General features: G+C 44.4%; 12 protein-coding genes. 3 read left to right on the top strand and 9 right to left on the bottom strand.

What is annotated here, in order from left to right; translation table 11 throughout:
- Positions 1 to 73: 73 nt before the first annotated feature.
- The 5 genes from thiK to hinT form a co-directional block, all read right to left on the bottom strand.
- The gene (thiK, locus tag OO778_RS11510; protein ID WP_074191057.1) at positions 74 to 955 is read right to left on the bottom strand and encodes a thiamine kinase; all 882 of its coding nucleotides are present in this window, start codon (positions 953 to 955) and stop codon (positions 74 to 76) included.
- Between the two features lie 24 nt (positions 956 to 979).
- Positions 980 to 1,570, bottom strand: coding sequence for a penicillin-binding protein activator LpoB (gene lpoB, locus OO778_RS11515; protein ID WP_005378467.1), 591 nt, complete (start codon positions 1,568 to 1,570; stop codon positions 980 to 982).
- A gap of 66 nt (positions 1,571 to 1,636) precedes the next feature.
- Positions 1,637 to 2,029, bottom strand: coding sequence for a YcfL family protein (locus OO778_RS11520; RefSeq protein ID WP_005390620.1), 393 nt, complete (start codon positions 2,027 to 2,029; stop codon positions 1,637 to 1,639).
- Positions 2,029 to 3,426, bottom strand: a complete 1,398-nt coding sequence (locus OO778_RS11525) for a lipoprotein (RefSeq protein WP_005390618.1) — start codon at positions 3,424 to 3,426, stop codon at positions 2,029 to 2,031. Before OO778_RS11525 ends, OO778_RS11520 begins: the two co-directional genes overlap by 1 nt.
- A gap of 71 nt (positions 3,427 to 3,497) precedes the next feature.
- Complete coding sequence (gene hinT / locus OO778_RS11530; RefSeq protein ID WP_005390611.1) at positions 3,498 to 3,848, bottom strand: purine nucleoside phosphoramidase; 351 nt, start codon at positions 3,846 to 3,848, stop codon at positions 3,498 to 3,500.
- Positions 3,849 to 4,115: 267 nt separating this feature from the next.
- Here hinT and OO778_RS11535 point away from each other — a divergent pair, with 267 nt between their 5' ends.
- The gene (locus OO778_RS11535) at positions 4,116 to 6,107 is read left to right on the top strand and encodes a methyl-accepting chemotaxis protein (RefSeq protein WP_237308497.1); all 1,992 of its coding nucleotides are present in this window, start codon (positions 4,116 to 4,118) and stop codon (positions 6,105 to 6,107) included.
- A gap of 163 nt (positions 6,108 to 6,270) precedes the next feature.
- A complete protein-coding gene (locus OO778_RS11540; protein WP_005390608.1) occupies positions 6,271 to 7,431 on the top strand; it encodes a DUF1887 family protein in 1,161 nt (386 codons plus the stop codon).
- A gap of 156 nt (positions 7,432 to 7,587) precedes the next feature.
- On the opposite strand, the gene udp is transcribed toward OO778_RS11540, so the two are convergent.
- The 4 genes from udp to OO778_RS11560 form a co-directional block, all read right to left on the bottom strand.
- Positions 7,588 to 8,346, bottom strand: coding sequence for a uridine phosphorylase (gene udp / locus OO778_RS11545; protein WP_012842006.1), 759 nt, complete (start codon positions 8,344 to 8,346; stop codon positions 7,588 to 7,590).
- A gap of 305 nt (positions 8,347 to 8,651) precedes the next feature.
- Positions 8,652 to 10,958: a zinc/cadmium/mercury/lead-transporting ATPase gene (locus tag OO778_RS11550; RefSeq protein ID WP_257887132.1), complete on the bottom strand. Its 2,307-nt coding sequence runs from the start codon at positions 10,956 to 10,958 to the stop codon at positions 8,652 to 8,654.
- A gap of 178 nt (positions 10,959 to 11,136) precedes the next feature.
- Positions 11,137 to 11,556: a CBS domain-containing protein gene (locus tag OO778_RS11555; protein WP_005390603.1), complete on the bottom strand. Its 420-nt coding sequence runs from the start codon at positions 11,554 to 11,556 to the stop codon at positions 11,137 to 11,139.
- A gap of 248 nt (positions 11,557 to 11,804) precedes the next feature.
- A complete protein-coding gene (locus OO778_RS11560; protein WP_048626169.1) occupies positions 11,805 to 12,539 on the bottom strand; it encodes an RNA methyltransferase in 735 nt (244 codons plus the stop codon).
- A 579-nt stretch (positions 12,540 to 13,118) separates the two neighbouring features.
- Here OO778_RS11560 and OO778_RS11565 point away from each other — a divergent pair.
- Positions 13,119 to 13,880 carry an IS5 family transposase gene (locus OO778_RS11565; protein WP_264909844.1) on the top strand — a complete coding sequence of 254 codons (762 nt, stop codon included), beginning with the start codon at positions 13,119 to 13,121 and terminating at the stop codon, positions 13,878 to 13,880.
- The last annotated feature ends 103 nt before the right edge of the window (positions 13,881 to 13,983 follow it).

A 13,983-nucleotide genomic window follows, 5' to 3' on the forward strand; every position in this document is an offset into this window, starting at 1 on the left:
GTACCTCTCCCTGTGTGTATCTGGTACTTTTATTAAAACTACCACTATTTCCTTACTGTTAAAGGGGAAAATATCACGAGTTCTCAAAACAGTGATCTTCCATACACAATGAGCCTTTCAACTCATACGCACTGTTTAAGTATTGCTCATCTCCCCACAATTTATAGGCCAGTAAATACCAAAGCATCGCCATCACTAGGGTTCTTGGCTGCCACGCCTTTACACCACTTAACCAAAGAGACACATCTTCGATACCTCGAATTTGGCAATACTGTTTCACCGCCTCTTCCACAGGCGCACCCGCGACTTGAATAGTCAAGGTCAAATCAAGCCTAGGGTCAGCAATACCAGCATATTCCCAATCAATGACTTTCACCCCACTCTCTCCCCGAACGAGGTTGTAACACCCCAGGTCAAAGTGACAAAGAGCGAGTGGAACCGCCGCTACACTCGGTTCCGTGCGCCACTTCATGTATAGAGCCTCAAATTCCGTATCCGCATACTGACCATCAAGCTCAAGCCAATAATGATCGATGCGAGAAATATAAGAAAATGGAACCAAAGGGAGCGCGCTGATCGGGTGCTGATGAATAGTCGCCGCAATGGATAATAAATCTCTTACTGGTAGCCCTACATCCGAAAGTGCTTGCCCTTCGATCCATTCCACCAGTAAACCTTGCTCGTGGATAAACACTGGCTTGGGGCCAATTTCTAACGAAGAGATAGCACTCAGAACTTGATATTCATTGTGGCGAGAAATTGAAAAAGCCTTGCAAACATTACTGGTCGGTCGCCAGATGTATACAAGGCCTTGAGAGGATTCCAACCGCCAACAGCGGTTGGTTAGCCCCCCGGTAACGGTTTGAACTTTTACCGGAGGCTCAGTAAAGAAGCCATCGAGAGCATTAAGACTCGGATCTAACTGTTTTGCTTGTTGCCAAGAAAACCATGCCATTGATGACTTCTCCATCAGTATCGATTAAAGACCGAATAAGCTCTTCGATTGCGCTTTACGAATTTCCGTTTCATCCGCCCACTCAATCAAACCTGTTTCTAGGTCCATTAGGCGCATGGTCATCTTGTAGTATACATCTTTATCGCTACCTGCATTTTTGACGATGCTAGATAGGTTACCGTAAAGCATGTATTGCGCACCCACCATTTTACCAAATTGGATCGCTGTGCTTTGGTTAACCAGCTCATCCGTGTTTTGGAAGTTAAGCTGTTCACGCACAGACTCAACACGATCCATATCAACAAAGCGGAACTTACCAGAGTTCAGCATCTTAGTAGAAATAGTGTCGGTAATGGATTCAGTGTCAATGTGTTCACTGGTCTTGTTCTTAATTCGCTCAACAAAAACGATAGGACGTTGATCACGAGTAATTGCTGCTACAGAACCCGACATCATCATGCTATCCACCATTTCAGCCGCGATTTTTTGTAAATCTGTTGAGCCAAAATCGATAGTTGTGGTTTCTGTTGCTTGCGCATCGCCGTAAGAGACTTTGTTAGAACAGCCACCCAAAATGACGGCAAGACCTAAAAGAGCAATAATACTTTTTTTCATGAGAGTTCCTTAGTTTTTCAATACCAGCGCATCGTTAGCGCGGCAGCTTCGGCAAAGCCGTTAAGATTAATTGTCTTGTGCTTCTCTAATTTGAACACGGAATTTGGTGCCATTTGGATTCACAGTAACTTCAGATAACGTGACTTGCTCAAACCCTCGCACAATCATTTTGCGCCATGGGCCAGGCTTGGTATTCACTTCTAAACCATTATTATCATACCAATAGAAGCGGTAAAGAATGTGCTGGTCACCTTTATAGTTACTGCTTAGTTGCACCACTCCACGTGGACGATCATCAACGTAAGTGGTGGTGATGTTGTCAACTAATAAGCGACTACCCAAAACGTTATCATTAAAAAATACTTTTTGCGTTTGACCATCAATTCGAATACCAGCCGTGTTTTCGGCGCATCCAACTAAACCAATAGCCATTGCTAAACAAATAAGCCATGCTTTCATTACAGTCTCCCTAGCTGTTTATGCCACACGGTTGAGTGTGTTCCCTGACGAGATACCCATACCAATGTAGTCTGCTGTGCAGGCACTTCAAACTGATAGGTTTGATCACCCAAGTTTAAACTTTGTGTTCCCGGTTTCACGACTTTTGATGCCGTTTTCACTTGCGCTGGTAATGTTTGCCAACTTCTCGTATCCGGCTGCTCGGTCAATGTGTTCCATACATTGAAAAGTATGTTACCCACATCATCGCCTTTTTTCGCCGCCTCTTTTCGGATTCGATCTTTTGCCCAAACGCGAAGAGCTTGACGGATCACCATTGTAGTCAGACGTTCATTAAGATCGTTTTGTGCCATCGCATTAACATCAGTCAGCGTGCTAGAAGGCAATACCTGACCATTTAAAACCACATCGCTAAAACGTTGAGCACCCCGATTCGGATAATAAGGAAGCGCCAACGAATAAATGGCCCCATTATCGCGACTGTCGTAAATCGGTAGATCAATACGCCAACCTTTCAAAGCCTCCACAACGCCTTGTTCATCAATAACGATGACTCGACCTTGAGACTGAGTTAACCCAGAAGGTGCTTTACCATACCGTTTCTCTAGCATGCGTAAGTCTTCACGCATGCCTAGTTTCTTAGCGGCGTACAACGTGCTTTCAACAACTTGTTTGTTGTCTGGCATCACAGCGAGTGCTCGTCGGTAATCAACATAAGCACTGTTTAAATCTCGTGACGCTTCATATAACAAGCCAGAAAGATAGAACAAATAGCCGTTTTGTACTGCGCTTAGTTTTTTACCAGCATCAGGGTAGCTCGCCAACACACTGCCTAAATTGGCAGACATGCCTTGCTTTTTCAGGTCTTTTTCTGCTGCTTTTAGTTCTTTTTCACGCGCCTTTCTTGCCGCTTCCTGAACTTGATTGGCTCGACGCACTTCAACAAGCGCCCCTTCCAAATCGTTTTTCTGTAAATAGTTTAGCCCGAGGTAAAGGTGCAGAAAGCCAAGTTCATAATCGGCGGGATGATAATCTTGGAGATTGTCGTTCACTGCGAGAGAGCCGACGCTCGTTGCCGTTTCTGACACAGAAATAGTCGCGCGATCTTGCTGAACACGAACGGCACGATCACCATTTTCCAGCGCTTTCAAACTTGTCGGGTAATCTTCAGCAAGAAAAGAAATACGGCCCTTTTCAAAGTTGCCAAGTATCTCGCCACCCACATCGCTCGATTGAAGTTGTTTCGCTTTCGCATATTCCCCTGCAACAACGGCTTGATAAACTTCTTGATTCTGGTTGCTGTAGTGACTAAACAGATTGCCCGCAGACAAATTCGCGCAGCCAGAGGCCATTAAAGCCCAGCTCATCAGCCCTAACAGCTTTACACCTAGTTTCACATTTATCTCCACAAATGTGTCATTCGACAGGAAAAAGAAGTGGGTGAACTGCGCCACCCACTTTTTAAAGCTTAGCTCAATACCATTGGACCTAGAGGACGACCGCCTAATAGGTGCATGTGAATATGGTAAACCTCTTGGCCACCGTGCGGGTTACAATTAACGATCAGGCGATAGCCGTCTTCCGCAATGCCTTCCTCTTTCGCCAGTTTTTTAGCAACAGTGAACAAACGCCCCATCATTGCTTCATCTTCAGCTTCAACATCATTCGTTGTTGGGATCAATTTATTCGGAATAATGAGAATATGGCTCGGTGTGCGCGGGTTAATATCGCGAAACGCAGTCACCAACTCATCTTGATAAAGAATATCGGCAGGGATTTCCTTACGAATAATTTTACTAAAGATCGTTTCTTCCGCCATGAGGACTCCATTTTATAAAGGTAATTAGACCCCAATTAGTATGCGCCAACCAAAAGCGGAGCTCAATAAAAACAGTGTTCACTTAACATTATTAATCAAACGCTAATTAACGAAGCTTTTTTTGTCGTGTGCGTCATAAAATGCGCGTCACAAACTCAATACAATCCAATGAATTTTGTTACTTTTTTAAGACAATTATTATTTTTATACCCAAGTAAGCTCAAAATTCTTGGGTAGCTTGTCTATTTTGGGAGAGGAAGCTCACTTATGCGAGGTTCAGTTATTAAAAGGATGTATGCGGGCTTTGCTCTGATCATCATCCTATTTGCCGTCACAATTGCCATTATGATGGGAGGAATGAGTGATATTCACGGGAAGTTTGGTACCGTGTCTAAATCATCCCTACCACTGGTATCGTTATCTAACCAAACCAGTGTTGAACTGCTTTCTGCCGACAAATCGTTTAAAGATTTTCTGACGACAGAGAATAAACAACGCATGGATGAAATGCGTCAGGAATTTGCTAGATCTCAACAACGTTTCGAATCCACTTTGGGTCAACTGGAAACTGCGAGCCAAATCTATCCTTCTCTTGCCGAACCGTTTTCACAATTAAAAGCGTTAGAGCAGAGCTATTTTACTGAAGCTCTTGAAGCCATGGACAACTACGAAGCAATGTTCGCTGCGCAAGAAAAAGTGCAAAAATCGTCACGTCGCTTCCAAAAGCTGAATACCGAGTTGTCGGTCGGCCTTAAAGAATATGTGGCAGATCAAACCAGCATTTCTGTCAAAGTCATGGCGAAGAGTTACTTCATTAAGCTAAAAGATGCCGAAGTTATAACCTCTGATGCCCTCGCCAGCTCTGATCCTGAGTTTGTTACGCAAGCCGTGACCAAAAACCGCAAAGCAGTGACTCATTTGAACTATGCTTTCCGTGGTTTAGTTACTCAATTACCTGAACTAAAAACAGCGTTTGGTGAGTCGGTAGAACAATTCACACGCGACGTGGGAATGCGTGGAGGTGTCTTAGACCAGCACAATAATTACCTCAATGCTCGTGCAGCGCTATACAACAACATCGCCAACCTAGCGAATAAAGTTGATTCAACGATGGCGATTCTTGAGCAATTTACGACAACCGCAACGGATAAACTTAATGAATCGTTAGCAGACGCTGGTGACATTTATTCTGCGGGTGTGACGAAAGCCATCATCATTGGCGTTGTCGTCGTGCTACTTGCCACAGCGATTGGCTACCACATCGCGCATAGCGTTCGCGAGCCATTGACTCGTATTCTAAAAGTGCTTGAAAGCCTGACTGAAGGTGACATGACACAACGTATCGATATTCGCTATAACAACGAGTTCAGCCGAGTGAGTGGACACATTAACTCACTAGCCGACAGTCTTCACGAGATCTTAGTGAAACTCAACGAAGCGTCAGAGAACCTATCTTCGACCGCAGCAACAAACGAAAGCACGTCTTCGCAAGCGCAAAGCAAATTAAGTTCACAACGCGAGCAAACAGCAAACGTTGCGACCGCAATGACGGAAATGTCTCACTCAGTGCAAGAAGTCGCTCAAAGTGCACAAGGCTCACTAGAAATGGTGCAGCGTGTCGAATCTGCCTCTGAAGAAGGCAGAAATGTCATGAGCAGCAATATCTCGACCATAAATCAACTGGAAACGCGTTTGAACGAATCCGTTTCCGCTGTCTCTGAACTGCAAAAAATGAGTGGTCAAATTGGTTCTATCCTCGATGTGATTCGCAACATTGCTGAACAAACTAACCTACTGGCATTGAATGCAGCAATTGAAGCGGCTCGCGCTGGCGAACAAGGTCGCGGCTTTGCGGTAGTGGCCGATGAGGTGCGTGTGCTTGCATCCAGAACCACTCAGTCCACCACTGAAATTGAATCGATGATCAGTAATCTGCAATCCAGCTCTCAGTCAGCAAATCAAGTAATACAAAGCTGTATGAGCGATATGGAGATGTCTGTTGAGCAAGCATCAAAAGCGAACAGCTCAATGGAAGAGATTCAAGCGCTAATCATCGAAATCAGCCAAATGAGTACGCATATTTCGCAAGCGGCAGCAGAGCAAAGTGAAACCTCAGCAGACATCGCACGCAGTATTGAAGATATCAATAGTATCGCCGATGAAAGCTTCCAAGCTATGTCGAGCATCGCACAGACCAGTGAATCCCTGACTCACTTGGCTCATCAACAGAATGAATTGGTTCACCGCTTTAAGTTATAAATAATTTATAAATTTAAGCATTAATTAGTGCAATCAACTGTATAAGGGCGACTTTTTGTTAAGTCGCCCTTGTTTTTTATCGGCCATGTCTACATATGATTAATATGGCCAGCTCATCCCCTTGCACATCTCTTTTCGAGCGGCCTCATAAAAAGGAAAATCTATGGCTGTTCATGTTGGTATTATCGACCAAGACCCAGTGAGATTGGTCACTCCTCTATTAGATAATCGTACGCTAAGCACACATATCGTCTTCATCGGAGACAAGAGCCAGTTAGATATATTTGACCGACTGAGTGCCGTTTTAGAGCAACGAGACATTACTTCCGAATTTTTTGAAATCCCATCCGCCGTCAATACTTCGCTGATCAAACAAGCGATTCAAAAACTGGCAAAAGATCTCCATGAGCGCGGCGAAGATGTGAAATTGAACGCCAGTTGCGGTCTTCGTCATCGCTTATTGTCTGTGTACGAGGTTTTCCGTACCTATCGCTGGCCAATTTTTGTGGTTGAGCCAAGTAGCGATAAGCTTTGCTGGTTATACCCAGATGGCAAAGAAGATACTCAGGTCGAAGACCACATTACGATTGCTGACTACCTCACTATCTTCGGCGCACGCGGCGAGTTCCACCACGTTGATTTACCTCCTCTTCTTGATAAAAAACTGTATGAACTTGGTGAACGCTGGGCCTCAAATGCGCTTGAGCTTGGTCCAGGCTTAGCAACTCTTAACTACCTTGCAACCACATGCCGCAAAGAGCAAAAACTTGATGTGGAGCTTTCTGAAAAGCAACAAGGCTACCGTGAGCTCAACATGCTGCTTTCGGACCTAGTGGAAGCGCAAATCGCCACTTATGAGAATGGCGTTCTAACGTTTGCTGATGAAGATGCACGCCGCTTTTCAAACGGTGAATGGTTAGAGACTCTGGTACACAGCACGGTCAAGCAAATTCAAGATACGATGCCGACGATTCAAGATCGCTCTTTGAATGTTCAGGTTTATCGCAAACTTGGTGAAAGTGAAGTACGCAATGAGTTGGATGTTGCAACAGTGGTAAACAACAAGCTCCACATCATTGAGTGTAAAACCAAAGGCATGCGAGATGACGGCGATGACACCTTGTACAAGCTAGAATCCCTCAGAGATCTGCTAGGTGGTTTACAAGCACGTGCAATGCTGGTGAGCTTCCGACCGCTTCGTCACAATGACATTACTCGTGCAGAAGATTTGGGGCTAGCTCTGATTGGCCCTGATGAGCTTAAAGACTTAAGAACGCACCTAACGGCTTGGTTTAAAGACGCAGGTGGCTCGGACGAGATCTAGTATCAGCGATAAAAGCTAGAATTCAAAATGATCAAAAGCAGCGTTACAGGCTGCTTTTTTCATACCTAATTTTTAAGTGTGGGTTTAGATAGGTAGAAAAAAACCAGAGGCGTGCCTCTGGTTTTTCCGTTTGTTTAAAATGCCAATTATCGCGGCTTACAGCATTTTACGCGCTGCTTCTACTACCACCTTAATTGAACGAGCTTCCGTCTCTTTCAGTGTTGAATGATCTGGAATCTCTTTTTGTGTACGGTTGATGATTACACCCGCTACACAACCTGCTTTTAGACCAGAGCTCGCACACATTGTTAGCAATGTTGCAGACTCCATCTCAAAGTTAAGTACGCCCATGTCTTGCCATTCTTGCATAGAACCTTGGAAACGCTTAACAACGCGACCAGAGAACGTATCGTAGCGCTCTTGACCTGGGTAGAACGTATCACTTGAAGCCGTCACACCCATGTGAACCGCAGCGCCAGACTCTTCTACTGCTGCTTTCATTGCAGTTGCTACTTCAAAGTCAGCAACTGCTGGGAATTCCATTGGCGCAAAGTGCAGGCTCGCACCGTCAAGGCGAACTGACCCCGTCGTTACGATCATGTCACCTACGTTTACATGCGGTTGAATTGCGCCAGTTGTACCAACACGTAGGAAAGTACGAACACCAAGTTGCGCGAGTTCCTCAACTGCGATAGAGGTAGAAGGGCCACCAATACCTGTAGAACAAACCACAACAGGTTTACCGTCTAATTCGGCACGGTATAGCGTGTATTCACGGTGACTTGCTAGAAATACTGGGTTTTCCATTTGTTCTGCGATTTTTTGAACGCGCGCTGGATCACCAGGAATGATGGCTAGAGTCGCACCATTAAGATCAGCTTCAGTAACACCTAAATGAAATACAGCTTGAGACATAAGTCGCTCCTTATTGTGGCTTATTTTATGAACAATAAGCTCATTAATCAGTTATTGGGTACAAATGCACTGTAGCGAACCTTTCACCAACATAGAGTGATCATAATCACAATGAGAAAATGTAATGAAACTATAATTTCATCCAAAACAAGCAATGATCACACTTTTAGAGAGTTTGGCTCATTTTGTTGCATAGCGATGCGTGATTTCAAAAACAAACTAGACATCTTATTGAATTTCGTCGACACGGTTAAAAAAGCCCGAGACACGAATGCCTCGGGCTTTTTATTAGCTAGTTAGGTAGGTCACTTGGCCTGCTTGGACTCAAAACGGAGCAATCTCAACGCATTTAACGTAACCAGTGCAGTTGCGCCGCTGTCGGCTAATACTGCCACCCATAGACCCGTAATGCCCAGTAAACTTGTCACCAAGAAAACGCCTTTCAAACCAAGCGCTAACGCAACATTCTGACGAATATTACTTAACGTCGCACGCGATAGTTCTATCATGGCAGGTAACTCAATCAGACGATTGTGCGTTAATGCCGCGTCGGCCGTTTCCAGCGCAACATCCGTACCGCCTCCCATCGCAATACCGATACTCGAAGCTTTCATCGCTGGCGCATCATTAATACCATCTCCCACCATTGCAACGGTGTGTTGCTGTGATAGTTTCTCGACGTAATGCACTTTATCTGCTGGTAATAAGCTTGCTTTATAATCCAAGCCTATTCTGGTCGCCATTGCTTCAGCACTTCTCGGGTTGTCACCGGTTAGCATCACCGACGTTATCCCAAGCTCCTTCAACGTAGCGATAGCTTCTTGGGCATCTGGGCGCAATGTATCTTGCCATGCGATCACGCCAATGACCTCGTAATCGTAACGCACAATAACAACCGTTTTACCTTGTTGTTCCAACGTCACCACTCGCTCTTCGGTTTCTTGAGAAAGTGGGAAATCGGCCTTAGAAGGCGTGACTACTTGGACTATTTTCCCATCGACGTAACCTGTGACACCAGAGCCCACTTGCGCGGTTTTATCTAGCGCTTCAGGAATAGGAAGTCCCTGCTGTTGCACTTTATTAACTAAAGAAACCGCGAGAGGATGGCTTGAGCCAACTTCGATTGAGGCTGTCAGGCTAAGTAACTTGTCTTCATCTAGATCAAAAGCAAAGACGTCGGTCACCTGTGGTTTACCTTGCGTCAATGTACCTGTTTTATCAAATGCGACGGACTCAACCTTACCAAGCAACTCAAGCGCCGCACCACCTTTGATTAATGCCCCCCGCTTCGCCGCAGCCGCCAAGCCAGAAGTAATCGCTGCAGGCGTTGAAATAACCAACGCACAAGGACAGGCGATCAGTAACAGGGCAAGTCCTCGATAAATCCACGTTTCCCACGGTTGAGCAAACAACAGTGGTGGCGTGACGATAACCATCAGGGACACCAACATCATCAGCGGCGTATACCAACGGCTGAACTTATCCAGAAAACGTTCTAATGGTGCCTTACGAGATTCTGCTTCTTCAATCAAATGGAGAATTCGGTCAATCGCATTCTCGCCTTGGCGAGAAGTCACCTGTAAACGAACGACTTTATCGACAACTACAGCCCCGGCCATCACTTTGCCACCCGTTTGGTGCTCAACGGGAACGGATTCTCCCGTTAACGCGCTTTCGTCAAAACTTGCAAGCGCATCTTGCAACACACCATCCGCTGGCAAACGACCGCCGGGTGCAACTTCTATAATATCCCCCGGCTTAAGCTGAGCTGCAGGCACCTCTTTACGATCACCATCAATAATTAAAATTGAATTTTCTGGGACTAAGTCCATTAGCGCTTGGACACCACTTCGAGCTCGGGATGATGCATATGCTTCTAACTTTTCACCAATAAGGAAAAGCAATAACACCATTGCCGCTTCAGCGGTTTCACCTAAATATAAAGCGCCGAGCGCTGCCACACTCATTAACGTTTCAATCGCAAAAGGCGTACCGCTACGCGCCAACTTGAACGCTTTGAGCGCAATTGGGTATAAACCCAGTAAGCAGGTCAACGTGAATAACCAAGCGCTTATTTGAGGGTCGATCTTAGAAATTATTGCCGCGACAGCCATCGCACTAGCAATAGATAGAATTTGAATGTTGTCTTTTACTACCCCACGCCAGCCTTTCGTTGCGGTATTTGGTTTTGGAGCATCGAGTGAAGAAAGCGGAAAACCTGTTTGTTGGGCTGTATACTCTATCGTAGAGGTCAGCTCGCGATCGTCAAAATCGACAACCAGTTTTTCTGTTGCAAACAAGACTTTTGCTTGGCTAACACCTTCCAAAGACGTAATAGCCTTCTCAAGCTTTTGTGCACATGAAGGGCAATCCATACCTGACACAAGCCACGAGTTTCGAATTGAGGAATCACTCTCCCTTGAGGGCTCTTCTTCCTCACCTGGGTCGGCGCTACAACTCCCTCCGCTGCAACATGAACTTTCAGACACTTCTACGCCAGCTTGAGAAATGTTGAGTGAAGATTTTACTGGTGCGCAGCACGACTCGCTCGCGCCAAGCGGCACCGCAGTTTTGATTTTGCTAGATTGGCAACCTTGATGTTTCGTACACATAATTTATTTTCCTTATTGGTGTAGGCTCTTTGCCTATGACTAAGGATAAACCTTAGAGCTAGCTCCAAGGTCAAGGTGATTTTTTAAAAACTCGTCGATTGAAAATAAAAAAGACGCCGAAGCGTCTTTCCAAATGACTTATTTAAAATCAAGCACCTATGATATTTGATCAAAAAGGTTAAACTGGATGCTTAAAACACTCATTTAAAGTCATCCCGATGGCGCGCAGCACATCTCGCCTAGTGATAACGCCAACCAATTTACCTTTGCCGTCAACCACTGGATACATTTTTGGCTTACCAATCTTCATCATGTCAGCCAACTCGATCACTGACATGTCTGGAGAAACAGATAAAACATCGTCATGCATACACTCTTGAACGGTATGCGTATCTTGGCAGTGATAACTCGCTTTCACCAATTTATCTAACAAGTCTTGCTCTGATAAGAATCCAACTACCTTTTCATTCTCATCAATGACGGGTCCACCTAATGTGACGCTTTGCATGACTTTATTCAAAGCAGCCGAAAGTGACATATCTTTAGTGAAGGTCACCGCTTGCAACGTCATGTAATCTTTTACTTTTAATGAATGCATTCTTATCTCCTTAAGGGCATTTTATTGCGGCCTTTAGATAAGTGTCGCCTAATTTCCTGAATTTACTAAATGGAAATGAGTAATTTTATTTATAGGTGCAGCCTATTGATCTGAATCAAAATTAAGTCATCATCGGCATTCACTATTGTTTAATTGAGTACAACTTGCAAATAGGCTGATTTTTAACAGGTGGTAAATACAACAAAGCCAGTCAAATTGACTGGCTTCATTATTGGCGCATAGTTACATTAACAATGATGTCGACGCATATTGTCTAAAATAATACCGGTTGCCATTGCGACATTCAGCGACTCAGCACCACCAAATGCCGGAATCGTGATCTTATTTGTCACGAGCTTCGCAGCATCTTCACGTACGCCGTGGGACTCGCTGCCCATCAACAAAATACCTTCAGCAGCGAATTCCGTTTTATGAACGCTCTCCCCTTCCAGAAACGCGCCATAAACTGGCAAGTTGGCTTCTTCTAAGTAACTTGGCAAATCCACCAGACTCACTTGTACGCGGCCAAAACTGCCCATGGTCGCGCTGATCGTTTTAGGGTTATACGGATCAGCACAATCTGTACTCGCAATAATGTGCTTGATGCCATACCAGTCTGCGACACGAATAATCGTTCCTAGATTACCTGGGTCAGATACGCCATCTAGCGCAATCATCAAGCCTTTTGCTTGAGGCACTTTTACACTCGGGATTTCAACCACGGCAATGGCCGCGTTATTGCTCACGAGTGTGCTCGCTTTGGTCAGGTCGTCAAGCGATGCTTCAATGCAATCAAAACCACTTAGCGCACTAGCGTTTTGTTCGAGAAATGCTTCGGTTGCGAAGACATGCTTCACCTTTAATGAACTACTTGCCAGCTCTAAAACGTTCTTTTCACCCTGAACTAGGAATAAGCCATGCGCTTTACGCTGTTTCTTTTGACCTAAAGCACGAAGCAGTTTTAATTGGTTTTTTGAAATCATTAAAGTATCCCAGGTGAAAATGGTTATTCGGCGAATGTACTCGAAACAATCTTCACGACAGTTCGGTATCAAGCGCGTGAGATTATAAATTATACCTAAATAACCTCAAGAAACTTGATTCATCAGAAGACTTTGAAGAGCAAACGCAGTAAAAGAGGGTTCAAAAACGAAAAAAGCCCTGCGATATACGCAGGGCTTTTAAAGTGATGCCTGCAACATAAGTTAGCATAGTCCGAACTAGCTTTCAAACAGCTACAAAACTATTTGCAGCATAAATTCGCATAAAATTGCATCAAAAGTCTGCATACTTGAGTAGGTATCTAAATCCTACGTTGTAAAGTTACTACATCATAACCAATGCCCGTAGATAATCGAGTGCATTAGAAAAACCATGAGCATACGTTTAACAAAGTTTTGGACAATTCTGTTTTAGGGAGTTTGCTAATTTAGCTATTCATAAATAAGTTCTGGTATTGAAAACTGGCTACTAGGGCGTGTTGATCTTTCGTGAGTGTTTTTTGAACAGCATGGTAAAGAGTTATAATTTGCTTCGCCAAAAGTAAAACCATAACCAATACCATGCCAAGAACAATGCTAACTGATATTCGCTGGGAACTGCTACTCCAAGTTATGAAAAGTACAGGTCGTATTTACGATAAAACTGAACATCGAATGACATTTGAAGGAATACTTTATCGAATGAGAACAGGTATTCCTTGGCGAGATCTACCCTCTGAGTTCGGAGAGTGGAGTACCGTTTACAGACGATTTAACCTTTGGTCAAAGAAAGGGGTTTTAGATAAGCTTTTCAAAAGCTTATCTAGCATAGCTGATTTTGAATGGGTCTTTCTTGATGGTTCTATAGTTCGAGCGCATCAGCATAGTACAGGAGCAGCTACTGAACGCTCAGAGCAAATAGGGAAAAGTCGCGGGGGCAACTCAACCAAAATTCACTTAGCCGTGGATAGTGGTGGCCTACCGATTTGCTTTGATTTATCAGAAGGGCAACGCCACGATATAGTGCATGCCGAAAGCTTAGTTGAACAACTCGATGAAGTTAATACCATCGTTTGTGATAAAGGATATGACAGCGAACCTTTCCGTACTTTTGTTAAGGAACGTGGCGGAGAAACGGTAATTGCTAAACGCAATTACGGACAAGATATAGACAAAGACAGTATGGATTGGTGTCTATACAAGTATCGTCACCTGGTTGAAAATGCCTTTGGGAGAATTAAGCATTATCGAGCTATTTCAAGTAGATATGACAAGCTAGAAAGGAATTATGCCGGCATGTTATCGCTGGCATTCATGTTAATGTGGCTACCGATGTATTATTGAACACGAAATGTACAGCAAAGATCAACACGCCCTAGCTACCGACTAATATCTCAAAATCATCCGCAGTCCTCACCACCATCATCTCACTTCTGCCACTGTGGGT

The sequence above is a fragment of the Vibrio sp. STUT-A16 genome (assembly GCF_026000495.1).
GTDB lineage: Bacteria > Pseudomonadota > Gammaproteobacteria > Enterobacterales > Vibrionaceae > Vibrio > Vibrio diabolicus.